This is a genomic window from Parabacteroides sp. KHUB-02, from assembly GCF_056640955.1.
The window spans coordinates 4,715,465-4,739,858 of sequence record NZ_JBWQEV010000001.1 but is presented as its reverse complement, the minus strand read 5'-3'; the positions used below and the strand labels follow the sequence as shown (position 1 = coordinate 4,739,858).

Below are 24,394 nucleotides of genomic sequence, written 5' to 3'. Positions count from 1 at the left end.
TCCTCTAATTTTCAATTTTCAATTCTCAACTTTCAATTGAAATGACTATCTTTGTAATTCGAATTAAAACTAAACGATAAGATGAAACAAATAGTTTTTATTTTCATGGCGATCCTGTTAGCGACAGGAATGGCTTCAGCTCAGAAGAAAGCAGTTATTTCCGCGGAAACAACCAGTTTCGATTTTGGTACCATCAAGGAAGCAGACGGAAAAGTATCCCATACGTTTGAAGTATCCAATACGGGCGATATGCCTCTGGTCATTACACGTGTAATCGCGTCTTGCGGATGTACGACCCCGGAATGGCCGAAAGAACCGGTAGCTCCGGGTAAGAAAGCCCAGATCAAGGTTACTTTCGATCCGGCAGGACGTCCGGGCCCTTTCACGAAGACCATTTCCGTATACAGTAACGGGAAAACCGGAAGCTTCATCATGAACATCCGGGGAGAGGTTGAATAAGAAATACGTAAAAAACCCCCAATTGGAATGCTGAATATAAAAAGGTTGATCCTTGCTCTTACAGCAATTATATCTATAACGACAGCTTGGGCACAACAAGGCGCCCAAATCTTGTCGGACGAGTTGACTTATAATTTCGGGACAATAGCCGAGGCCGATGGATTCGCCAGTCATACTTTCACGATAAAGAATACGGGAGACGCCCCTTTGGTCATCACCCGTGTTACCGCGTCATGCGGTTGTACACGGCCGGAATGGACCAAGTCGCCGATCGCTCCCGGTAAGACCGGTGAAGTTAAGATAACGTATAATCCGAAAGGACGCCCCGGCCCGTTTTATAAAACCGTATCGATATTCAGCAATGGAAAGAAAGGGAGTTACAGCCTAGCCATTAAGGGAAATGTCACCCCGAAACCTTCGCAGCCGGTCTTTACGTATCCTTATTCTATCGGTGATCTGAAGCTGCATACGAAGACTGTTCTATTCAGCAGTATCCGTCCGGAGGAAACGTTGGGCGAGAAGATCAACATTAAGAACGAGGGAAAGACCTCGGCTACGATTCATCTGGGTAAAGTACCTCACTATCTCAACGTACAGGTGAACCCGGCTACCCTTCAACCGGACGAGGTCGGTGCCATTACGATCCTTATGGATGCCAAGGTCTTGAAGCGAAAAGGACGAGTCTCTACGCTTTTGCCGGTCATGGTACAGAACGCCGGAAAGAAGGAAGTATCCGGAGAGATCCATATCTCCGCCAACGTGATCGATAATTTCAGCAAACTATCCGCTGCGGATAAAGCCCAAGCCCCAATAGCGGAATTATCCGGCACTTTACTGGAATTCGGCAAGCTACCGAACAAGAAAAACATCGTTCCGTTGATCGGTGGTAAGGTATCGGGTACATTTGAGATTACGAATGCCGGAAAGACTCCGCTCACGATCTACAGCGTCACTTGTGATGATGAGCGTGTCGATTTGTCCGGCGGCAAGAAAGAACTTAAACCGGGAGCGACCGCTACTTTCAAAGTAACCTTGCGACCGAAAGAGATAAAGACAAAACTTGAAGCACTTATTAATGTCGTATGCAACGACCCGAACGGGCCTATTCGCTTGATCAAGGTCACCGCATATAAATAATGAATTATTAATATGGAACATCCAGAAAACGATGATCAGTACAAGGGATTGAAAGTGAATAAGGGCATTGCGGATGTCCCTACCGTAAATCCTTATATAAAAAAGCGTGCCCAACGCAAGGTATATACGCCTTCCGAATTCGTGGAAGGTATCTTAAAAGGGAATATCACGATACTCAGTCAAGCGGTTACCTTGGTGGAAAGCTCTAAGCATGAGCACCAACAGGTGGCGCAGGAGATTATCGAGAAATGTTTGCCTTTCGCTGGAAAATCGGTCCGTATCGGTATTACGGGTGTTCCCGGAGCGGGAAAGAGTACCTCTATCGACTCTTTCGGCATGCACTTGATCAACCAAGGGCGTAAGCTTGCCGTACTAGCGATCGACCCGAGTAGCGAACGCTCGAAAGGTAGTATCCTAGGAGATAAGACTCGTATGGAGGCCTTGTCGAGAGAGAAAAACGCCTTTATCCGTCCTTCACCATCCGCAGGCTCCTTAGGGGGGGTCGCCCGTAAGACCCGTGAGACGATCGTATTATGCGAGGCCGCCGGTTTCGACACCGTATTCGTAGAGACCGTGGGTGTTGGACAAAGCGAGACGGCCGTACATTCTATGGTGGACTTCTTTCTATTGATCCAACTTGCCGGTACCGGCGATGAATTGCAGGGTATCAAGCGAGGTATCATGGAAATGGCGGACGGTATTATTATCAATAAAGCGGATGGAGACAATATCGATAAGGCGAATCTCGCCGCCGCTCAGTTCCGGAACGCCTTGCATCTTTTCCCACCTTCGGAATCAGGTTGGTTCCCGAAAGTATTGACTTATTCCGGTTATTACAACATAGGTATCAAGGAAATATGGGATATGGTCGGAGAGTATATGGAGTTCACCAAAAAGAATGGCTACTTCAACTATAAACGTAACGAGCAAGCTAAATACTGGATGTACGAAAGCATCAACGACACGCTGCGGGATAAGTTCTACCATAACCCGGCGGTAGAAGGCATGCTGGAACAAACAGAGAAGCAAGTCTTGAACAACGAGATCAGCTCGTTCGTGGCAGCCAAACGAATGATTGATTTATTCTTGGATCATATCGCTACGAAATAAAAGAATAAGAATGTCGCACGATCGGATCATGCGACACTCTTTTTCACTTGAACCTTACATCAATTCCTTTATCTTCTTTCGCTTTCACGGCCAACGTGCGTCCTTGTCTCTTTACCTCTCCTGTGATGAATTCAGGTATATTGTAGGATTTCATAAAGCGAAAATAAAAATCCGTATCCTTCTGGGGTAACAGGAAAGGTTTGCAAGCCTGTCCTTTCTCATCGATATAAGCGATAAACGGTCTTGTATACAAACCATCCATCCGCCGGCTGCTAAACACGATCCAACGGCTATCGCTACTCCATGAATGATAGCTTTCCACATCGTCGCTATTCGCCGCCTCCAATGGATAACTTCGCAGAGTCGATAAATCAATCATGTACAAATCGGCATCCTTATGCCAAATAGAGAAATTCCCATAACCGGACAAGGTATAGAGCAAATACTTTCCATCCGGGGAAACCCGGGGAAAAGAAACGCTTTTATCGATCTCCGATGCCTTATACAAAGTATCGACTACCGTCCCGAAACGGCGTGTAGCGGGATCGAACGAGACTGAGCATAGATCGTATCTCACTTGATCGTATTCCTTGGGCATCGTACGGACTTTAGCCGAACAGAAATAGAGCGTATTTCCATCCGGGGAAAATGTAGGGAAAGTCTCGAACGCTCCCTCTGAAGACAACAGCGGAGAAGTCACGATCTCATGCTTTTGCGTATCATAGACGACCACATCCGAAGCCGAGTCGAATACCTCCACCCGATTCCTATCGTTCATATGAAACGCTTGCTTGGTTTTATTCACAGAGAAAGCGACATATTTTCCGGAAGGATGCCAAGAAGGATAGACCAGTGGAGAAAGGGTCTGATCGGTCTTCGTATTCAGCTTCTCCACCCTATCTCCATCGATCAATAAGGTACAAGAGTAGGTCTCACGCATATGGAAAAGCATTTTCTCCGGATTCTGCATACAGAAAGAATGGCAGTTCATACAGTTATTGCCGCTCATCTTATTTTCGATGATCGCGTTCTCCGTATAATTTTCCAAGTTACGTTGATAGATACCCATACGGTTCCACAACTCATAGCCCGGTTCGATTAAACGATAAGCCAACCAACCATCGACCGGCTCCTTCGCCACCTTGATGATGAAGGGGGCATACGCGATCCATTCATCATTCACGAAGGCTTGTACGATTACATTCAGATGATTCCCGGAAGCGGTGCGCAACAGCCTTTTCCAACCGGAGGCCGGGATCACGAAACAAGCGTCTTTCCCGGTCTTGATCTCTAATTTCTCCGGGCCACATTCGAGAATGGCACGGGCCTCAGCGCAAGCGTCTTTCAGCTTAAAATTCAAGGGAGCTATATTCGGCGGGATTGTCACATCCGCATAATCCGGAAAGATCTCCGGCTTGACTTCCAGATTCTTCTGTATACGTACCGGACCGGAACAAGCCATCAAGCCCAGAATCATCCACAGACATATACAGCTTATTATATACATTTTTCTCATCTCCTATTTAAACATATAATAATACCAATACGTATCGCCATAAGAGCGATACATCAAACCGGGCAGCGCATTACTATTATTCCGCCCAGCGAGCACTTGCCTCTTATAATCGGTGAATCGCCCTACGATAGATTCCGAGACACCGAAACGTTTCCAGTAATCCGGATCTTTCTCCGATAGGATGATGACCGCCTCTTGAAAAGAGACCGGTAAAGAAGGGAGTAAATCCGTTCCGTAATAGGTTTCCACCAACGTCTTAAAGCGCGTCACATCTTTTGCTAAAAGATAGAATACGCCGGCATAGTGGAAAGCGGCTTTATTGGAAGGATTCTGCTCCGCCAAGCGAATCAAGTCCGTGTCGAATCCATCCATCTGGATCAGATGATTCTCAGCTAGCAGGTTCCTGCGCATATTCCCCAATAGAGGATCTGTCTCGACCGCCTCATCATTATACAGGAATTTCCGCTGCGCTTTGGCCCAATCCTTATAATAGAAAGTATTCTCTAAGACAGCGATATATTTCTCCGCAACCGGATAGGCTCCATAAATCAAGTTCGTTTGTACCAAACGTTGCGTCATGCGGGGATTTCCATCACATAAAGCGCCGATATTACTCTCGAAAGCCATCTCTTGAGCCGCAGCGACATTTCCCATCGTAAAATAAACATCACTCAACAAGGCGGATATGGTGGTCGATTTATTCCATGCCACCATTAATCCACGAGGCCCGTGCTGCGTGTACTTAAACGCCTCATCCGCCAGAATACCTTTCCGGGCCAAAGCCATATTTTGGTAACATAAATAGAGTTGATTAGTGGTCGGCTCCTTGCATGATACCAAGATCCGGTCCCATTGCTCTGTCCGGGTAAAATAGTCCATCATCTTCAAACGGTATGATTTCTGTTCGCCATATAGATCGAAGCCTTTCCAGAAGATAAGCCCTAAGATAATGAATTGGGAGATTCCCAGCGCTAGACGCTTTTTACCAGCCCATGATTCCTTGTTTTTACAGAGGCAGGTTACAACCAGCGCCGCATAGAAAGCGATCCATGAGAAATAAATTACCTTATCCGGCACCAAACGGAAATAATAATAACTATCCGGTAAAAAGACAAAGCGGTATTCTCCGATCACCGAGTAACGCACACATAATTCACCCAAGATCAACACGATCATCGGTAAAATCGCGGAATAATACCAACGGGGCGTCCGGCTCATGGCCTCGTATCCCATCATGGACAAGGCAAACAACAAAGAGACCGGCCCGGCCAACCCAAAGAGTAACAGGGAGGCAAACAGACTTGCAATCAAACGAGGTATGAAATTCCTTATCCCTAAAACGAGATATAAAGCAAGCAGCATCATACCGAAGGCGACCGTTCCTTGAAACCTGTAATTAAAATCCCATTGCACAAACAACAAGGATAGGACGGGAAGCCAAGCCCATAAAATACCATGGCTTCGCGGATCGATCCGCCTCAAGATCGCCCAAAACAAGGCCCCTAGGCTTGTCAGCAGGGGCGCCGTTATCATAGCTCCCACATTCGGGAGAATGAAGAACTGCACCAAACAACCGGAAAGAACCATCGCTAAACCTCCCGGTTGCATTAACTTATCGATAATAAAAATGGGAGTCAACTGGAATAACTGGTTCTGCTCGACACAGTAAAAGTGGTACTCACTGAATATCCTCAAGAAGATAAACAGAAAGACAAATACGATTACATTCAAGGCCACGCCGCTATACTTCTTCATGATATCAGGTTCTTCAAATAAAAACCCGGATGTACGCAATCGCTACATCCGGGTTCCTATTCGTATAAATATATGCCTTATTTAGATTGAAGAAACACGGAGCGTGTTCAACAAATCCCGGTTAATAGGCTTATCATTCTTGATCGCTTTAGAGAACGGTACATAAACGATCTGGTCGTTCTGGATACCCATCATCACGTTACGTTGATCATCCAACAAGGCATCGATCGCGGCCACACCCATACGAGTCGCCAAGATCCGGTCTTGTGCCGTAGGAGAACCACCACGCTGCAAGTGACCTAAAATAGAGACACGCACATCGAACTGCGGATATTCCTTCTTCACACGCTCAGCGACACCCATAGCGCCACCGGTTACCTCACTTTCGGCAACCAATACGATACTACTGTTCTTGGACTTACGGAATCCATTCTCGATCATCTCGGCCAATTGGTCTTTCTCCAAGGAGATTTCCGGGATAATAGCGGCTTCGGCGCCAGAAGCGATCGCTCCGTTCAACGCCAAGAAACCCGCATCGCGCCCCATAACCTCCACAAAGAACAGACGATCATGCGAGGTAGCGGTATCACGGATCTTATCCACGCATTCCATGATCGTGTTCAAGGCCGTATCATAACCGATCGTCGTATCCGTGCCATACAAGTCATTATCAATCGTACCCGGCAATCCTACGATCGGGAAATTAAACTCCTGAGCGAAAATACGCGCTCCCGTCAACGTTCCGTCACCACCGATAGCGATCAAGGCATCGATCCCATGCTCTTGCAACTTATCATAGGCCTGTTTTCGTCCCTCGGGAGTCTTGAACTCCACGCAACGGGCGGTCTTAAGAATTGTTCCACCGCGCTGAATTATATTACTGACATTTTGTGTCTTAAACTCTTCAATCTCATCTAGGATCAACCCTTTGTAACCACGGTAAATACCTTTCACTCTCATTCCGTTATAAATAGCGGAACGTGTTACCGCACGAATAGCGGCATTCATTCCCGGGGCATCACCTCCGGACGTTAAAATACCAACACACTTTACTGTAGACATAGCGTCATTGATTTTAATGTTCTCCGGCAAAAGTAGTAAATATTTAGTTATCCTTCTGTCTTTCTCCCGGAAAGTTCACGTAATTTTAATCAAAATATCATTCCGAAGCATTCAGTTCCTTGATCCGGACCGCCACTTCCTCCATCAACCACTTGGGAGTGGATGTAGCGCCGCAAACCCCGACCCGGCGCACGCCCTCGGGCAAAGGCTCGGTAATCTCTGATACCTCGGAAATAAAAAGCGTATTCGGGTTCGCTTTCCGGCACTCCTCGAACAGCATCTTTCCGTTGGAACTTTTACGACCGGCCACAAAATAGACCCAATCGTGGCTGGAGGCGAACGCTTTTATATTCGGAAGGCGATTCGCCACCTGACGGCAAATCGTATCGTAATAATTAAACTCCACCCCTTCCGCCATCCGCTGCTTGATCTCCGCCACTACCGCCTTGAATCCATCCAAGGACTTCGTGGTTTGGGAAAACAGACTGATCGCACGGGTAAAGTCCAGACGATCGAGGTCTTCTATTTTCTCGATAACAATCGCCGTACCTTCTGTCTGGCCCACCAAGCCATTCACCTCCGCATGGCCTTTCTTTCCATAGATAACCAGCTGGGTGTTATTTGCCCGGGTCTCTTGATAACATTTATGGATCTTGCGCTGCAAACGCAAGACAACCGGGCAAGTAGCATCTATAATCGTGATATTGTTTCGCTTCGCTAAAGAATAGGTAGAAGGTGGCTCGCCATGCGCCCGGAGCAACACCTTCCGGTCTCTCAACTTTGAAAGGCCATCATGATCGATCGTATGCAGCCCCATATGCTCCAACCGCTCCACCTCCAAACTGTTATGAACGATATCGCCTAGGCAATACAGCGTATCCGTATTACCCAGCTCCCGCTCCGCGCTTTCTATGGCGGTAACAACCCCAAAGCAGAATCCGGAATCTTTATCTATCTCGACTTCTATCATATCTATAATATCATTAACAAACAAGCACTTACAGTTTTCTTAATTTTCAATCACAAGAAACTAAAGTTTCTTCATAACAAAACTAGAGTTTTCCCTAAGAGAAACTTTTGTTTCCTAGTAACGAAACTATAGTTTTCATTCGAAGAGACAAAAGTTTTCTTTATAGGAAACTCTAAGCACTCGTTTATGAACCGATCGCTTTATGATATTGTTCCAGCAACCAAGCCTTTTGCTCGTCCAAAGTCATATGGGAATTATCCAATACCAAGGCATCATCCGCCTGTCTCAAAGGACTTTCCTCCCGGGTTGAATCTATATAATCCCGCTTCTTCACATTCTCCAGCACTTCCTCGTAAGAAGCGGGGATCCCCTTCGCCTCTAGCTCATCCACCCGGCGCTTGGCACGTACCTCCGGCGAGGCCGTCACGAAAAGCTTCAACTCCGCATCCGGGAATACGACCGTACCGATATCACGGCCATCCATCACGATGCCTTTCGCCTTCCCCATCTCTTGTTGCTTAGCGACCAACGCACGGCGCACAAAGCCTAGAGTGGCTACCGGACTCACTTTATCCGCCACTTCCATGCCACGGATCTCTTTCTCTACATTCACACCGTTCAAATAGGTATCCGGCCGGCCGGTCTCCGCGTTCAAACGAAATGAAATATCGATATCATGGATAGAAGCCTTCAGCTCTTCCTCCTTAATCTTCTCTCCCTCAAAAAATCCATGCTGGATGCAATACAAAGTCACGGCCCGATACATGGCACCCGTATCGATATACGTATATCCGATCTCCTTGGCAAGATCTTTTGCCATGGTACTTTTGCCACTGGAAGAGTGGCCGTCTATAGCGATAACTATTTTCTTCATATATATACTAATGTATAGGTTTATTCTGTCACCTTCTTAAAATCGGCCAAGGTCGTAGATACGCTAATCATCATCGACATGGCGGACGGATGATATTTCGCCAGCGAGAAGCCCACGTCAAACATCTTGATCCTTACGCCTGCGCCCGCCGAGAAGCCGGAGAAACTTCCCCCGCCTTTCAACTTCATATCCATATTGACCTTCGGATTGAATCCTACGCCTACCCAAAAGTTCTCGGACGGGATAAAATCCACGCCGATGATAAAATGCTTCGCCAACGTCTTAACAAAAGAATCCCCTTCATACTCTTTATCCGTATTATCGATATAATCGAACTTCCAACGGTTCAAGTATTGGGCCGTCAAAGAAAAACGAATCGGGGCATGCGCCATTTTCTGCGTGATACCCATCTGGATATCCCAAGGCATCTTTTGTCGCTCATCCTCGTAAGCTTTCAGTTGCGCGCCGATATTCTTCAAGGCGAAACCAAAAGAAAAACCCTTATCCGAATTATAATAACTCAATCCCGCATCCACGCATAAACCGATAGAGGTATAATCAGCCAAGCCCGAATACAAGAACTTCAACGACAATCCACCCCGCCAACGCTCGCTCAAGTCGCGGGAGTAGAAACCATTTACGCTGATATCTTTCGCCGAAAGACTCGCTCCGGTCACGACATTATCCGGCAACACCTCCTGGATATCGCCATAGCTTATAAACGTAGCGCCTACGCCCCAAGCCCCTTTCTCGCCATGCGCTTTCGTGAACAAGGCACTCCCTACGTTGATATCCGAGATGTAATTCATATAATTCAAGTTGATCATCCCATCCATCTCCGCGCCTAGCAACGCCGGATTATGGAAAATAAGTGAAGGATCTCTTTCTACCAACGCCACGGTATGCCCACCCAAGGCGTTAGCCCGGGTCGAGGTCGGAAAACGTAAGAAAGTATACGCCTCGCTCCCGTTTTGCGCTGAGACAGACAGTGTAACAACGAATAAAATCAGTATAAATAGTTTATTTCTCATATTTTCATGCAAAAAATCGTTCAAAGATACATTAATTCGGAAAAATGTTTTTACTTTACACCCGCAAATCTCAGAAATACGGATTTCACATTAACAGAAACGGGAAAAATGCCAAAAAGGTATATAATCGCTCTCATTTTTGTTTGATATATGAAATAATTTGTATTTTTGCAGAAGTGAAAAACACTTATAAATTATTATAAACGTATGGAAATTAAAAAATCACCGAAAGCGGACCTTGAGAAAGGTAAGACCCTAAGCATCCTTATGGGATTTGTAGTGGGCTTAGCTGTCTTGTTCGTGGGCTTCGAATGGAGTACCCGCGATGTAATGGTCGTTCAGGCTAGCGAGGGTGTAGCAGACATCATCGCTGAGGAAGAAGTGGAAATCACGAGACCGGAGAATACGCCTCCTCCACCTCCACCACCTCCAGCACCAGTTGTAACCGAGGTTTTGAACGTTGTTGAAGATGACGTTGAATTGGAACAGCAGGATATCTTATCATCAGAGGATGACCAAACCTCAGCGCAGGAGGCTGTTTATACTCCCCCCGCAGTTGTAGAAGAGGAAGAAGAGTCCGCACAACAGATCTTTACAGTTGTAGAAGAAATGCCGAAGTTCCCCGGTGGAGACGCAGAATTGCTGAAGTTTATCGCTAAATCAATCAAGTATCCGGTAATCGCACAGGAAAACGGTATCCAAGGTCGTGTAATCTGCGCATTCGTGGTTAACCGAGACGGATCAGTAGTAGACGCTGAGGTATTACGTGGTGTAGACCCATCATTGGACAAAGAGGCTCTTCGTGTGATCGGTACCATGCCTAAATGGACTCCGGGTAAGCAGAGAGGTAAACCAGTACGTGTTAAGTATACTGTGCCTATCACGTTCAGATTGCAATAGTATAACATTAAACATATCAAAAAGGCTGCTTCATTTTCGCAGCCTTTTTTTATTTCATAACTCCATTAATTGATACAGCTATGTTAGCATTCGAGAATATACTTCAAAGAATAAAAAGCGAGATCTCTCAACTACAATTCACCAATCCTCCCAAGAGCTTATACGAGCCGATAGAGTACATCTTGTCCCTCGGAGGAAAAAGAATACGTCCGGCGTTAACGTTGATGGCATGTAATATATATAATAATAGTATAGAGAATGCGATCAAGCCCGCTTTAGGTCTGGAAGTTTTCCATAACTTCACCTTGCTGCACGACGACCTGATGGATGAAGCTGATAAAAGAAGGAACAAACCTACCGTACACAAGGTATGGAATGCCAATACGGCGATTCTATCCGGAGATGCGATGCTAATAGCGGCTTATCAATTAATCGGATCAACGGAACACGGCCACCTCAAACAAGTGTTGGATTTATTTACGCAAACCGCGGCGGAAATATGTGGCGGCCAACAATTCGACATGGAATTCGAGTCTCGCATGGATGTAAGCGAGGAAGAATACATCGAGATGATCCGGCTAAAGACAGCCGTACTACTGGCCTGCGCCCTTAAAACAGGTGCCTTACTCGGAGGTGCCTCACAGAAAGACGCAGACCATTTATATGCGTTTGGTATTAATATTGGTCTAGCGTTTCAACTGCAAGATGATTTACTAGATGTATATGGTGACACCGCCACTTTCGGGAAAAACATTGGCGGCGATATCCTTTGCAACAAGAAAACATTCTTATTGATCAACGCTCTCAGACTGGCCAATAAAGAACAAGCGGAAGCTCTCCGTAGCTGGATGGATAAAAAAGAATTCGACCCGGCTCAAAAGATACAGGCATTCACCTCTATCTACAACGAATTGCAGCTAAAACAATTAACAGAAAATAAAATCCAAGCCTATTACGACGCATCCGTAGAGAACTTAAACGCTTTACAAGTCGCCCCCGAAAAATTAACGATCCTAAAAGAGGTTTGTGATCATTTAATGCATAGACAATCCTAATCCATGAGCTTAATAGACACACATTGCCATTTATATCTGGAGGATTTCGATCCGGAGCAAGACGAACTGGCTCAAAAAGCAAAAGACTCAGGTATCGACACCCTGCTTCTGCCAAACGTAGACCTGACGACGATTGACAGAATGCACGATTTATGCGATCGATACCCAGAGTTCGCTTTCCCTATGATGGGATTGCATCCGACCAGTGTGGATAGCAATTATATCGATATCCTAAAACAAACGGAATCCTATCTATCTAAACGTACTTATTGCGGTATCGGTGAAATCGGGATCGATCTATATTGGGATAAGACTTATTTGAAGGAGCAACAAATCGTTTTCGAGGAACAACTGCGTTGGAGCATCGATCTAAACCTGCCCGTAGCCATCCATACCCGTGACGCATATCCGGAAGTTCTGGAATGCATAGATAAAGTCGGAGCGGAAAGACTTAAGGGCGTATTTCATAGTTTTACCGGCACAACAGAAGAGCTGGAAGAAATAAAGAAACTGCCCACCTTCAAGATCGGGATAAACGGGGTTGTCACCTTTAAAAATTCAAAACTGTCCGAAGTCATCCGGCAAACAGATCTTGAAAAGATACTCTTGGAAACAGATGCCCCCTATCTTTCACCAGTCCCCTACAGAGGTAGACGGAATGAGCCTACTTACATATGGAAGACGGCCGAGAAAGTGGCGGAAACATTCGGCCTCACGCTAGAGGAAACCGTAAACGCTACTCGAAAAAACACATTAGAATTGTTTAAAAGCCTAAATAAACCCATATAGACACTTTTTTTCGAATGAAGTCAAAATTTATTTCGCGGATATTGTGTATATGTCAAGCAAAAACTATAGATTTGTGCACTGAAAAGATTGCATATGGGAATTTTTTCGTATTTTGCGGTCGTTTTAGAAGAAGCTAGGCGAATAATTGGAGAGATGCTCGAGTGGTTGAAGAGGCACGCCTGGAAAGCGTGTAAACCCCTAAAGGGTTTCGCGGGTTCGAATCCCGCTCTCTCCGCAGTGGAGAATACCATGAATTAATTAACAATAAAATAAAAACAAATAAGAGAATTATTAATCTTAAAAATTAAACACACAATGAAAAAGTTATTTGCAAAAGCATTCTTGGGTTTATGTGCCCTTGGAACTTCTACCGTAGCATTCGCACAGGATGCGGCTCCAGCAATTGAAGGAGGTATGTATCAAGCATTAAAGACAAAGTTTATCGAAGGTGGTGCCGACTTCATGAGTTTGGTCGCTATCGCTTTGATTTTCGGTTTGGCATTCTGCTTAGAGAGAATTATCTACTTAAACTTGGCTGAGACAAACTCCAGCAAACTGTTGAAAGGTATTGAGGATGCTTTAGACAAAGGTGATGTTGAAGGCGCTAAAGCTATCGCTCGCGACACAAGAGGCCCTATCGCTTCTATCGCTTACCAAGGATTGATGAGAATTGACCAAGGTATTGACGTTGTAGAGAAATCTATCGTTTCTTACGGTGGTGTTCAAGGCGGTCTTTTGGAAAAGAATATGTCTTGGATCACATTGTTTATCGCAATGGCTCCGTCTTTGGGATTCTTGGGTACTGTAGTAGGTATGATCATGGCGTTCGATAAAATCGAGCAAGTTGGTGATATCAGCCCGACGGTTGTAGCAGGTGGTATGAAAGTGGCCTTGATTACTACTGTAGGTGGTTTGATCGTAGCCTTGATTCTTCAGGTATTCTATAACTATTTGTTAAGCAAATTGGAGGCTATTTTGAACCAGATGGAAGATGCTTCTATCTCTTTGCTTGACTTGGTTATCAAATACAACGTCAAATTCAAAAAATAATAACGAATTATGGCAGTTACTAAAATAAGAAAAATATCCAGTTGGACTTTACTGATAAGTTCTATTATCAGTATCATTGTGCTGGGTATGTTTTATGCGGGTGGAGTCGTTGACCCTGCCGCAGAAATGAAAGAACCCATCTATACAGGGTTATTGATTAACTGGACTTCTGTATTGTTCTTCGTGACAATCATCAGTACAGTATTGTTTGCGGTTTGGCAATTCTTGACTTTGCTGAAGACTAACGCTAAATCAGCTATCATGTCTTTGGTAGTATTAGTTTGTTTCGTAGCCGTATTGTTCATCACCTATACAATGGGTGACGCGACTCCTTTAGCAGGCTTGAACGCAGACTCTCAAGTTTACAATACTCCGGGTTGGTTAAAGATCACAGACATGTGGATCATGTCTACAATCGTACTTTTGGTTCTGATCGTAGCATGTGTAGTTTGGGGTTCTGTAAAGAGAATCATGGGTAAATAATAGTAATAACGAACTGATAAAACAAGAAAGAAATGGGTAAGAAAAGAAAGACACCGGGTATCAATGGTTCTTCTTCGGCCGATATCGCTTTCATGTTGCTTATCTTCTTCCTTATTACTACATCAATGGATACAGATAAAGGTTTGGCAAGACGTTTGCCGCCCCCTGTACCTAAAGATCAGAAGAACGATACCGATGTTGACATCAAAAAGAGAAACTTGTTGGTTGTATTGATCAACAGTAATAACCAGATTCTCTGTGGTGATCAATTTGTCGATATCAAGCAATTGAAAGAAAGAATCAAAGAGTTCATTGATAATCCTTACAATGACGAACATAAGCCTGAACGTGTTGAGGCTGATGTTCCATTCTTCGGAAAGATGATGGTAACGAAGAACCACGTAATTTCTTTACAGAATGACCGTGGTACCGAATACCAAGCTTATATCGATGTGCAGAATGAAATCGCGGCTGCTTATAACGAATTGAGAAATAAGGTTTCTAAGGAAAAATTCGGGAAGAATTTCGCTGATTTGGACGAAGAACAACAAAAAGCTGTACAGCAGATTTATCCGCAAAAGATATCAGAAGCTGAACCTAAAAATTATGGAGGTAAAAAGTAATGGGAAAGTTTAGTAAAGCGGGCGGTCGTGAAATGCCCGAATTGAATACATCATCATTACCTGACTTGGTGTTCGCTTTCTTGTTCTTCATCATGATGGTAACATCTATGCGTGAGGTAACATTGAAAGTAGAGTTCCATGCTCCACAAGCTACAGAGCTTCAAAAATTGGAGAAGAAATCTTTGGTTACATTTATCTATGTAGGTAAGCCGACTAGAGATTTGAGAGCGAAGATGGGTTCTGAGACTCGTATCCAGTTGAATGACGCTTTTGCAGAGACTTCGGAAATTCAGGATTATATCGCACAAGAAAAGTCCAGTATGAAAGAAGAGGACCAGCCGTTTATGACAGTTTCTATTAAGGCTGATAAAGAGACCAAGATGGGAACGATCACCGATATCAAGCAGGCTCTTCGTGAGGCATACGCATTGAAGATTAGTTATTCCGCAGCACAACGTGTAGAGTAATAATTATTCAGATATAGCATTATAAAAAGGGGCGGGATTTATTTCCCGCCCCTTTTTTATTCCACTCCATAAACGTTTTGGTGAATAATGGTCTTAACTCGCTCAAAAGATTGCTCAAGATCAAGTTTCCCATGAGTCATCAAACGCATTTCTAAAAATGCCTCTCCCTTACGATAGGGAGGTTGGAAATATACATGGTGATCCAAGACAAACCCCAGACGTTCATAAAAACCGATTCTACGTTTACTCATCTCCTCTGTCGGCATCTCTACCTCTAAGACAACCGGATCTTCGTGGAGAGCTAAAAAACTTGTCATTGCTTTCGCTCCGATTCCTCCGTTACGAGCGGACTCGTCGATTGCGAAATGCTCCGCATAAACAAAGCCCTCAAATTGCCATCCCGTAATGAAACCCACATAAATACCATCCCGTAGCAAGGCATACATCTCGAAACGGCTATCTTCCTCCAAAAGCTTACGTACCAAAGAGAAATCACGACGCTCTTCCTCGGGGAAAGAACTAGTATATGTTTTCTCTACTAGATCCAATAAAGGATCGGCTATCTCCCGGACAGGCTTACTAATTATTACATGATCTTCGCTCATAAAAAAAATACTTAATAATTGAATAAAGAATGCTTACAAAATCAAAATAATCTACCATAATCTTTAGGTGATTATAAGATTATCATTATATTTGTATTAAATATGAAAGATATAATCTAACAGTAATACAAATATACTGAATATATGGCACATCATCAACTAGATGAACTGGACGAGAAGATACTTAAACTAATCATCGGCAATGCGCGTATGCCATTTTTGGAAGTAGCGAGGGAATGTAACGTATCCGGAGCGGCTATTCATCAACGCATACAAAAGCTGACTAATTTAGGGGTTATCAAAGGTTCAGAATTCATCGTGGATAACACAAAAGTTGGGTATGAAACTTGCGCATATATGGGGTTATTCCTAAAGTCTCCCGGACAATTTCCAAGCGTTACCGAAGCGCTGTTGCAGATACCGGAAGTCGTGGAATGCCATTATACAACGGGGCAATACGACCTGTTTATAAAAATATACGCAAAGAACAACCAGCATTTGCTAAGCATCATCCACAACAAGCTTCAACCATTGGGCTTGGCTCGCACCGAATCGCTTATATCCTTTAAGGAGGCATTCAAAAGGCAAATTCCTATTGATCTGGACGACGATTAAACAAAGGAAGCTATATAAGAAAAGGGTCCGTAATCCGGTTGAAACCGGTTACGAACCCTTTTTATCATGATCACTAAGCGCTATTAGAACTCAGCGTTATTCGGTGTACGCGGAAAAGGTATCACGTCACGGATATTTCCCATACCCGTAACGAACAACAAAAGACGCTCAAAGCCCAAACCGAAACCAGAGTGAGGCACCGTACCAAAACGGCGAGTATCTAAGTACCACCACATATCCTTCATCGGGATGCCCAATTCGTCAATACGACTCATTAGCTTATCATAGTCAGCCTCACGCTCGGAACCGCCGATGATCTCTCCGATCTTCGGGAATAATACGTCCATCGCACGTACCGTCTTTCCATCCTCGTTTTGCTTCATATAAAAAGCCTTGATCTCTTTCGGGTAATCCGTTAAAATTACAGGACGTTTGAAGTGATCCTCCACTAAGAAACGTTCGTGCTCGGAAGCCAAATCTACACCCCAATAAACAGGGAACTCAAATTTATGTCCTTTAGCGACAGCCTCTTCCAATATCTTGATTCCTTCAGTGTACGGCAAGCGAACGAATGAGTCTTTCAAGACCCCTTCCAGACGAGCGATCAATTCCTTATCGAACATATCGTTCAAGAACTTGATATCCTCCATACAGTTATCCAACGCCCATTGTACGCAATATTTAATGAACTCCTCGGCCAACTCCATATTGTCCGTGATATCATTAAAAGCGACTTCCGGCTCAATCATCCAGAATTCCGCCAAATGACGAGGCGTATTTGAGTTCTCCGCACGGAACGTAGGGCCAAACGTATAAATCTGTCCCAAGGCTGTAGCTGCCAACTCTCCCTCCAACTGTCCGGAAACCGTCAAGCTAGCCTGCTTGCCGAAGAAGTCGTCCTCATAAATGATAGAGCCGTTCTCATCCTTTTTCAAGTCGTACAAATTCTTGGTAGTAACTTGGAACATCTGTCCGGCACCCTCACAGTCGGAAGCCGTGATGATCGGCGTATGGAAATAGAAAAAGCCTCTATCATGGAAAAACTTATGGATAGCGTAAGCCATATTATGACGAATACGGAATACCGCTCCAAATGTATTCGTACGAGGACGCAAATGAGCGATCTCACGCAAAAACTCCATGGAGTGTCCTTTTTTCTGCAATGGATAAGTAGCAGGATCAGCCGTACCGAAGATCTCAATCTCGGTAGCCTGTATCTCTACATTTTGCCCCTTACCTTGGGATTGTGTCAAGATACCATTTACGCTGATACTAGCTCCCGTGGTAATCGGTTTCAAGAACTCATCACCCAATTTATCTACATCCACAACGATCTGAACATTATTAATTGTAGAACCGTCATTCAAGGCGATAAAATTCACCTGTTTGCTACCACGGCGGGTACGTACCCATCCTTTCACATTCACGGTAGTACCGAAAGCGTCGCTTTTCAGCACGTCTACAATTTTTGTTCGTTTAATTGTTTCCATCTGTATCGTTTTTTGTTATTCGAAAGCTCCCATCCTAAGAGCGTTCACTTCCCTTTCATTTAAGTAACGCCATTTACCGCGGCCTAAGTTCTTCTTAGTCAAACCGGCGAAATAAACACGATCCAATTTCGTCACATGATATCCCAACGATTCGAAAATACGGCGCACGATACGGTTACGGCCGGAATGGATCTCGATACCCACTTGGCTCTTATCGTCCTCGCTAGCATAGCTGATAGCGTCCGCATGGATCTCTCCATCCTCAAGCTCAAGGCCGTTGGCGATTTTCTCCATATCCTCGATAGCCACGTTCTTATCCAACCACACATGGTAGATCTTCTTCTTCTTGAAAGATGGGTGAGTCAATTTAGAAGCTAAATCACCATCGTTCGTCAATAACAAGACACCTGTCGTATTACGGTCCAAGCGGCCTACCGGATAAATACGTTCTTGGCAAGCGTTCTTCACCAAATCCATCACCGTCAAGCGCTCTTGGGGATCATCAGAAGTAGTTACGCAATTCTTCGGCTTGTTCAATACGATATACACCTTGCTCTCGATCTGAACCGGCTTCTCGTTAAATGTAACAACATCTTGACGAGTAATCTTAGTACCCAATTCCGTTACCACGACATCATTAACCTTAACAGCCCCTTTCTGGATAAACTCATCCGCCTCACGACGAGAGCAAACACCAGCGTTAGACAAGAATTTGTTCAAGCGGATCGGTTCGTTCGGGTCCGCCAAGACTTCCTTATACTTGATCTGTTTCGGACGCATGTTGTAACCCTGCTGTCTTTGGAACCCCCCTCCTCCACTGGGACGGCGATTATTATTGTAAGAAGGACGGCGATTATTTCCATATCCACCACCCCCTTGACGATTACCGCCATAAGAGTTATCGTTACCATACGAACGTCTGGGTGCGTAACCGTCCCCGCCGCTTGAACGTGAATCATTGTAATCAACCCGGGTATCACCTACTCTAGGTCTTCTTTTCTTCATACCATCCGCAGACATTCCCTCTCCGGAAGGACTAGCGGAATAAGCCTTTGCCGGTCCATCATAATTAGGACGAGACGGACGATTGTATTGCCCTCCTCCATTCCCATATGACGGGCGGTTATTTCCATAAGACGAGCGGCCGCTGTTGTAGCCACCTTCACGGTTGTTACCATAAGACGGGCGATTATTTCCATACCCACCTTCGCGATTGTTGCCATAAGATGGACGACTATTACCATAGCCCCCCTCACGGTTGTTGCCATACCCGCCTTCACGGTTATTATCGTAAGAACGCGGACGGCTCGAACGATCCCCGTATGAAGGACGGTTATTTTCTCCATAAGACCGATACGGTCTACGTTCATAGCTACCCTCAGGTTTATTATAACCCTGATTGTAAGGTCTTCTTTCACCTTCTTGGTCTGTGTTTTCCCGTCTGATACTTGGTATCACTTTTTTTGGACGCGGTTGAGATTCATCTCTTTCTTCTGTACTCATTTGTTATAAATTAAACAATGGTTAAAAACTTGGTAGCCTCACGGCTACCTGTATTATCACTAAATTCCTGTATAATTATGAGGCGTTATAGCCCTTAATTCATCTTTAATCCGGTCGCTAACATTCAAGGTTTCGATAAACTCCTTGATAGATTGCTCCGTAACAGTCTGGTTCGTACGTGTCAAAGCTTTTAATGCCTCGTAAGGCTTCGGATAACCCTCACGGCGTAAGACCGTCTGGATACCCTCGGCTACCACAGCCCAGCAATTATTCAAATCCCTACTTAGGGCGTTCTCGTTCAATAACAATTTACCCAAGCCTTTTGTTAAGCTCTTGAAGGCAATTTCTATATGTGCCAAAGGCACGCCTACGTTTCTCAACACGGTAGAATCCGTCAAGTCTCTTTGTAAACGAGATACCGGCAATTTCGTAGCCAAATGCTCTAAAATAGCGTTAGCGATCCCTAGATTACCCTCAGCGTTCTCGAAATCAATCGGGTTCACCTTATGTGGCATAGCAGACGAACCGATCTCACCCGCCTTGATCTTTTGCTTGAAATACTCCATGGAGATATATTGCCAGAAGTCACGATTCAAGTCGATCAAGATCGTATTGATACGCTTCAAGCCATCGAAGATCGCTGCCAGATTATCATAATTAGAGATCTGGGTAGTCCACTCCTCACGTTTCAAGCCTAACACCTCACTAACGAACTTATTACCGAATGCCCTCCAATCATAATCCGGATACGCTACATGATGTGCATTGAAGTTTCCTGTAGCGCCACCGAATTTAGCGGAGATAGGAACGGCCTTTAACAATGCCAACTGTTGCTCCAAACGGTAAACAAAGACCATCACCTCCTTACCCAAACGAGTCGGAGATGCCGGTTGCCCATGTGTCTTAGCCAACATCGGGATATCCATCCATTCCTCGGCGTATTTTTTCAAGGTGCCGATCACCTCTTCCAAACCCGGATAATACACCTCTTGCAAAGCATCCTTGATCGATAAAGGCACAGATGTGTTATTAATATCCTGAGAAGTCAATCCAAAATGAATAAACTCGTGGTATTTCTCCGCAAGGAAATGATTTGTTTTTTCCTTAATAAAGTACTCCACCGCTTTCACATCGTGGTTTGTCACGCTCTCGATCTCCTTCACTCGTAAAGCGTCCTCCTCCGTAAACTCCTGATAAATCTTCCGGAGCCCCTTTTTTACTTCCGCCGCATTTAACTCGCTCAATTGCGGAAGAAACTCAGATAGAGTAATAAAATACTCAATCTCAACTCGCACCCTATACTTGATAAGTGCGTATTCTGAAAAATAAGCCGCCAGATTCTCAGCCTTATTCCTGTATCGCCCATCCACGGGCGAAATAGCAGTCAGTGTCGATAATACCATATACATTATTAATATAGAGTCGCAAAGTTAAGTCTTTTCCATTGAATAATAAGGTAAGCAATCGTTATTTTTAACTAAATGCCCCGTTTTTAGGACCATCAGACACTTACGTAGCCACATCCAAACAAAATTCATATTCATCCACATTTTTTCGTCAAAAAGTTTGGTGGTAATAAAAAAAGCCGTATCTTTGCAGCGCTTTAGAGAGATAAAGCGAACGAAAAATAAGTTTAAAGGGCGTTTAGCTCAGCTGGTTCAGAGCATCTGCCTTACAAGCAGAGGGTCGGCGGTTCGAATCCGTCAACGCCCACCTTTAAATTTATTATTTCACCGAAAGGTTTTCGGGCGTTTAGCTCAGCTGGTTCAGAGCATCTGCCTTACAAGCAGAGGGTCGGCGGTTCGAATCCGTCAACGCCCACTTTTAATTTATTATTATACCGAAAGAACTTCGGGCGTTTAGCTCAGCTGGTTCAGAGCATCTGCCTTACAAGCAGAGGGTCGGCGGTTCGAATCCGTCAACGCCCACAGAAAATAAAGTCTGTTAATCATTAGATTAACAGACTTTTTTATTTATTCTCAACTGCACATTCACGCTTACTTCGGCTCACCCGATAAACCTGGGGGATTAAGCATACAGCTTTGTAAGTCTGAAAAGAAAGAATTTTATATCCGTTACTCCTCTTAAAGCAGCTCTAAACGCCTTAATTTTAGCATTAAAAGACTCTGCAAATGCATTAGTTGCCCTGTTTACAAAGAAGTTCAAGACTTCATCATAGTGCTCGTAAAGTGTGGCGGCAATAACATTGAAACTCTTAAAGCCAGAGTCGTCCACTTTGTTGTACCATCGTGCAAGCGAGAGTCTTGCTGCATCTTTGACGGTATTCTTGGAAAATATCATTCTTAGGGAATGTGTAAGCGAATAGGCTTCTTTAAGATCAGGATACGTTTCAAAGAGCACCTCAGCTCTTTGTCTCTGACTTTCCGTCCATTTGTCGGCAGATTTAAAAAGCAGATATCTGCTGCGAGCCAACAACTGCTTGTGGGTATCACCATTTGCAAGCACAATTGGAGTGTATGCTTCGCCCAGGCATTTGGCTTCTTCCCTGGCATCCGTGTCTGCTTGAATGGCATCCCATCTATGCGCGATACGCATCTCCTGCAAGGCATCACATGCAAGTTTCTGTATATGAAAGCGGTCTATGGTACGCATTGCATTCGGGAAACAGCGTCTGGCTATAAGTCGCATGGAATTCGACATATCCATTGTTATCTCCTTAACCAACAGTCTCTTGTCCTCGTCAATGCGCATAAGTGCTTCCGTGACAGCATCTGCCGCCACACCCTTTACAATAGCAATGATGGTACCTTTACCTCCACGTGAAGATCTGTTGCTTACTATAGTGTACAGCTCACCGTTGCTTGGAGCCGTTTCGTCAATGCAGATGCTTTCACCAATGTTCTCTGGAAAGACAAGCCAGTCTTCTGCATGTGAGAGTTCTGACCATTCACGATAGCCGCTGAGCACTTCCTTGTATTGCTTTTCAAACGTATCCCCGTTTATGTGATAATAGCGGTCAAGCGAACGGGAGGTCGTAGGAATCGTCTCCATACACTCCTTTTAAAAAAGCCGCAAACTCCTTGGAGTAGCGGGTTTCTTCAGCCTTCAGGTCGTAAGAGTCGGAGAAGTATCGGTTATTCTGCTTGTCATACCATTTGCGTCTTCTGACAATTAGGTCAACACCTTTATCGCGGATTGGAAAGTCACGTATAGTTACGGCTTCACAGAACCCTTTGGATTCAATCTCTGGGTTCTCTTTATATTCAGCCTTAACCGATTCATCAAGATAGATGCGGATAAGGGATGCCTCTTCTTCTACACGTACTACTTCAAAATTTGAAAGTATCTCTGATGGCAGAATCAACTGTGCCAATGCTAATAGTCCTTGATTGTTCATGGTACAAAGGTGCAAATTTTCTATAGAATTAAAGAATTTTCCCCCTGATTTATCGGGTGAGCCCTTACTTCTGCTTTCGAGACAGAGGAACAGCTATCAGACGATCTAACGAGAATTTTCCGGGTCCCGTTATATACATCAGGATAAAAACCACCAAATAAATGAATGCTAACTCTTTCAAAGAAAATGGGTCATTCCCATGGATGACGAAAAAAGCCATTCCCATGGTAAAAATCATGGGGATCATCGCAAGCCGATAAAGGGCCCCGAATATAAAACCGATGGAGCAAGCAAGCTCCCCAAATATCGCAAGGCCCAAAGATATTGAATGCCCTACACCTAACGGATCAGGAAATGAGGCCGACATACTATCGAAATTTGTCCACTTTTGCATCCCATGAGATAATAGTAATCCACCGAAAAGCAAACGAAGCGCCAACAATAGTAATGAAATAGCCGTTCCATCCGGCTTCATTGGAAAAAGAAATTTGTAAATTACTGACATACTCTTCTGTTTTTAATCTTATCATTCTGTCTTTCTGATTATAAAACAAAATCAAGTTAGGGTTAGTTCAGTAAATATCCGTTTATAATCGGGGCTAAACTAAAAAAGCCTCCTTGATTTTTCAATCAAAGAGACTTCCTTTCCTTCGTGACCCGGGTGGGACTCAAACCCACGACCTTCAGAACCGGAATCTGACGCTCTATTCACTAAGCTACCTTGTTATCAACACTTTAATTATCTCTATATAAGTTCAGAGGTCAACTATAGGTCAACATTGAACTATGATGCAAATTTACTAAATATTCCATTCATAACGAAATCAACCAATGTAAATTAGACTGTACAAGTAGAGATTAATATGTAGGATACTCTAATTCACACACTATGAAATGAGCTTATTATAAGTCCATAACGCAGCCACAGCGATGCCTAATAGTAGATGATAAACAAGAATTGGCAAGAGTAAACTTCCCCATCCCAAACCACATATCAATCCTACCACAACTATAATGATATATAGGAGTAGCATTGTAGCTGCTAACATAATACCTTGGCTTCCAGCTACGACATAATGAAACGGAGCATTAGGGGTTAGAGAATCTGTCTTGAGTGAATTGTTAGGTAATTCAGATCGTGTCATATGTAAATAGTATTAATTCGTAAGAAGTATATTCAAGTCTGGTTGTGAAATCTTGCATAGTGTATTAATCTTTGGTCTACATTACTGTAATAGTGAAGATGAGAGTATAAGAAACTGCATAAGAGTTCTCTCAAACACCATTCTTTAAAGAGGTATGAAATCCATTCATCCCATATATGAACTAATATTTAGTAATTCTGTACCTCATGCCATTTAGCCATTAACAGCCCACTTCACACCGGTTGGTTCAATTCTATGTCTTCAATCTAATCCTCTGTCAGACAGTCTGATTTAGCTTAATATCGTATGATATTTAGTTTGGTGGACTACTTTGAATTGACTAAATTTGTAGTAATTAATCAGTTAGTCAATTAGTATATCTGATTAGCTCTCAACC

The 24,394-nt window shown here is 44.1% G+C and carries 24 protein-coding genes and 4 tRNA genes; 15 read left to right on the top strand and 13 right to left on the bottom strand.

Features of this window, described 5'->3' with window-relative positions; genetic code table 11:
* The first annotated feature begins 81 nt into the window (after positions 1-81).
* From ACYIA1_RS19985 to meaB, 3 genes are read left to right on the top strand one after another with little or no spacing between them, the layout of a single operon-like run.
* Positions 82-459, top strand: coding sequence for a DUF1573 domain-containing protein (locus ACYIA1_RS19985; protein WP_005858893.1), 378 nt, complete (start codon positions 82-84; stop codon positions 457-459).
* A 27-nt stretch (positions 460-486) separates the two neighbouring features.
* Positions 487-1,596 carry a DUF1573 domain-containing protein gene (locus tag ACYIA1_RS19980; protein ID WP_146376137.1) on the top strand — a complete coding sequence of 370 codons (1,110 nt, stop codon included), beginning with the start codon at positions 487-489 and terminating at the stop codon, positions 1,594-1,596.
* A gap of 12 nt (positions 1,597-1,608) precedes the next feature.
* Positions 1,609-2,706: a methylmalonyl Co-A mutase-associated GTPase MeaB gene (gene meaB / locus ACYIA1_RS19975; protein WP_005867941.1), complete on the top strand. Its 1,098-nt coding sequence runs from the start codon at positions 1,609-1,611 to the stop codon at positions 2,704-2,706.
* 43 nt (positions 2,707-2,749) lie between these two features.
* On the opposite strand, the gene ACYIA1_RS19970 is transcribed toward meaB, so the two are convergent.
* The 6 genes from ACYIA1_RS19970 to porQ all read right to left on the bottom strand — a co-directional run bounded on the left by ACYIA1_RS19970 (position 2,750) and on the right by porQ (position 9,914).
* Entirely contained in the window at positions 2,750-4,222 is a 1,473-nt protein-coding gene (locus ACYIA1_RS19970; RefSeq protein WP_480336293.1) for a TolB family protein, read from the bottom strand.
* 3 nt (positions 4,223-4,225) lie between these two features.
* Positions 4,226-5,977, bottom strand: coding sequence for a DUF6057 family protein (locus tag ACYIA1_RS19965; RefSeq protein WP_250788693.1), 1,752 nt, complete (start codon positions 5,975-5,977; stop codon positions 4,226-4,228).
* Positions 5,978-6,058: 81 nt separating this feature from the next.
* The gene (pfkA, locus tag ACYIA1_RS19960; RefSeq protein ID WP_005858904.1) at positions 6,059-7,039 is read right to left on the bottom strand and encodes a 6-phosphofructokinase; all 981 of its coding nucleotides are present in this window, start codon (positions 7,037-7,039) and stop codon (positions 6,059-6,061) included.
* A gap of 97 nt (positions 7,040-7,136) precedes the next feature.
* Positions 7,137-8,009 (bottom strand): 4-hydroxy-3-methylbut-2-enyl diphosphate reductase, encoded by an 873-nt coding sequence (locus ACYIA1_RS19955; RefSeq protein WP_005867938.1) that lies wholly within the window; start codon positions 8,007-8,009, stop codon positions 7,137-7,139.
* Between the two features lie 184 nt (positions 8,010-8,193).
* Complete coding sequence (cmk, locus tag ACYIA1_RS19950; protein WP_005867936.1) at positions 8,194-8,883, bottom strand: (d)CMP kinase; 690 nt, start codon at positions 8,881-8,883, stop codon at positions 8,194-8,196.
* Between the two features lie 20 nt (positions 8,884-8,903).
* Positions 8,904-9,914: a type IX secretion system protein PorQ gene (gene porQ / locus ACYIA1_RS19945; protein WP_022193218.1), complete on the bottom strand. Its 1,011-nt coding sequence runs from the start codon at positions 9,912-9,914 to the stop codon at positions 8,904-8,906.
* Positions 9,915-10,121: 207 nt separating this feature from the next.
* Here porQ and ACYIA1_RS19940 point away from each other — a divergent pair, with 207 nt between their 5' ends.
* The 8 genes from ACYIA1_RS19940 to ACYIA1_RS19905 all read left to right on the top strand — a co-directional run bounded on the left by ACYIA1_RS19940 (position 10,122) and on the right by ACYIA1_RS19905 (position 15,281).
* Positions 10,122-10,814: an energy transducer TonB gene (locus ACYIA1_RS19940; RefSeq protein WP_048928203.1), complete on the top strand. Its 693-nt coding sequence runs from the start codon at positions 10,122-10,124 to the stop codon at positions 10,812-10,814.
* A gap of 80 nt (positions 10,815-10,894) precedes the next feature.
* Positions 10,895-11,869, top strand: a complete 975-nt coding sequence (locus tag ACYIA1_RS19935; RefSeq protein ID WP_005867931.1) for a polyprenyl synthetase family protein — start codon at positions 10,895-10,897, stop codon at positions 11,867-11,869.
* Positions 11,870-11,872: 3 nt separating this feature from the next.
* Positions 11,873-12,658: a TatD family hydrolase gene (locus ACYIA1_RS19930; RefSeq protein ID WP_005867930.1), complete on the top strand. Its 786-nt coding sequence runs from the start codon at positions 11,873-11,875 to the stop codon at positions 12,656-12,658.
* A 147-nt stretch (positions 12,659-12,805) separates the two neighbouring features.
* A tRNA-Ser gene (locus tag ACYIA1_RS19925) sits at positions 12,806-12,893 on the top strand.
* Between the two features lie 80 nt (positions 12,894-12,973).
* Positions 12,974-13,708, top strand: a complete 735-nt coding sequence (locus ACYIA1_RS19920) for a MotA/TolQ/ExbB proton channel family protein (RefSeq protein WP_005867929.1) — start codon at positions 12,974-12,976, stop codon at positions 13,706-13,708.
* Between the two features lie 9 nt (positions 13,709-13,717).
* Positions 13,718-14,191: a hypothetical protein gene (locus ACYIA1_RS19915; RefSeq protein WP_005867928.1), complete on the top strand. Its 474-nt coding sequence runs from the start codon at positions 13,718-13,720 to the stop codon at positions 14,189-14,191.
* 32 nt (positions 14,192-14,223) lie between these two features.
* The gene (locus ACYIA1_RS19910) at positions 14,224-14,814 is read left to right on the top strand and encodes an ExbD/TolR family protein (RefSeq protein WP_005858924.1); all 591 of its coding nucleotides are present in this window, start codon (positions 14,224-14,226) and stop codon (positions 14,812-14,814) included.
* On the top strand, positions 14,814-15,281 hold the full coding sequence (locus ACYIA1_RS19905; protein ID WP_005867927.1) for an ExbD/TolR family protein: 468 nt from the start codon (positions 14,814-14,816) through the stop codon (positions 15,279-15,281). The genes ACYIA1_RS19910 and ACYIA1_RS19905 overlap by 1 nt, the downstream gene beginning before the upstream one ends.
* 56 nt (positions 15,282-15,337) lie before the next feature.
* Here ACYIA1_RS19905 and ACYIA1_RS19900 read toward each other — a convergent pair whose 3' ends face one another.
* Positions 15,338-15,886: a GNAT family N-acetyltransferase gene (locus tag ACYIA1_RS19900; RefSeq protein ID WP_005867926.1), complete on the bottom strand. Its 549-nt coding sequence runs from the start codon at positions 15,884-15,886 to the stop codon at positions 15,338-15,340.
* 144 nt (positions 15,887-16,030) lie between these two features.
* Between ACYIA1_RS19900 and ACYIA1_RS19895 the strand changes: the two genes are divergently transcribed.
* A complete protein-coding gene (locus ACYIA1_RS19895) occupies positions 16,031-16,501 on the top strand; it encodes an Lrp/AsnC family transcriptional regulator (protein ID WP_005858930.1) in 471 nt (156 codons plus the stop codon).
* 83 nt (positions 16,502-16,584) lie between these two features.
* On the opposite strand, the gene asnS is transcribed toward ACYIA1_RS19895, so the two are convergent.
* The 3 genes from asnS to purB are packed head-to-tail and all read right to left on the bottom strand — an operon-like array spanning position 16,585 to position 20,897.
* On the bottom strand, positions 16,585-17,991 hold the full coding sequence (asnS, locus tag ACYIA1_RS19890; protein ID WP_008772638.1) for an asparagine--tRNA ligase: 1,407 nt from the start codon (positions 17,989-17,991) through the stop codon (positions 16,585-16,587).
* 15 nt (positions 17,992-18,006) lie between these two features.
* Positions 18,007-19,494 carry a pseudouridine synthase gene (locus ACYIA1_RS19885; protein ID WP_196008742.1) on the bottom strand — a complete coding sequence of 496 codons (1,488 nt, stop codon included), beginning with the start codon at positions 19,492-19,494 and terminating at the stop codon, positions 18,007-18,009.
* A 59-nt stretch (positions 19,495-19,553) separates the two neighbouring features.
* Positions 19,554-20,897: an adenylosuccinate lyase gene (purB, locus tag ACYIA1_RS19880; protein WP_480336292.1), complete on the bottom strand. Its 1,344-nt coding sequence runs from the start codon at positions 20,895-20,897 to the stop codon at positions 19,554-19,556.
* A 235-nt stretch (positions 20,898-21,132) separates the two neighbouring features.
* On the opposite strand from purB, the gene ACYIA1_RS19875 reads away from it, so the two are divergent.
* The 3 genes from ACYIA1_RS19875 to ACYIA1_RS19865 all read left to right on the top strand — a co-directional run bounded on the left by ACYIA1_RS19875 (position 21,133) and on the right by ACYIA1_RS19865 (position 21,422).
* Positions 21,133-21,207 (top strand) — tRNA-Val (locus ACYIA1_RS19875).
* A gap of 33 nt (positions 21,208-21,240) precedes the next feature.
* Positions 21,241-21,315: transfer RNA gene (locus ACYIA1_RS19870), tRNA-Val, on the top strand.
* A 32-nt stretch (positions 21,316-21,347) separates the two neighbouring features.
* A tRNA-Val gene (locus ACYIA1_RS19865) sits at positions 21,348-21,422 on the top strand.
* Between the two features lie 100 nt (positions 21,423-21,522).
* On the opposite strand, the gene ACYIA1_RS19860 is transcribed toward ACYIA1_RS19865, so the two are convergent.
* From ACYIA1_RS19860 to ACYIA1_RS19850, 3 genes are all read right to left on the bottom strand, one after another.
* Complete coding sequence (locus ACYIA1_RS19860) at positions 21,523-22,506, bottom strand: ISAon1 family transposase (RefSeq protein WP_016270043.1); 984 nt, start codon at positions 22,504-22,506, stop codon at positions 21,523-21,525.
* Positions 22,472-22,852, bottom strand: a complete 381-nt coding sequence (locus tag ACYIA1_RS19855; RefSeq protein WP_016270338.1) for an ISAon1 family transposase N-terminal region protein — start codon at positions 22,850-22,852, stop codon at positions 22,472-22,474. Before ACYIA1_RS19855 ends, ACYIA1_RS19860 begins: the two co-directional genes overlap by 35 nt.
* A 64-nt stretch (positions 22,853-22,916) precedes the next feature.
* The gene (locus tag ACYIA1_RS19850) at positions 22,917-23,357 is read right to left on the bottom strand and encodes a DoxX family protein (protein WP_005867918.1); all 441 of its coding nucleotides are present in this window, start codon (positions 23,355-23,357) and stop codon (positions 22,917-22,919) included.
* Positions 23,358-24,394: the final 1,037 nt, after the last annotated feature.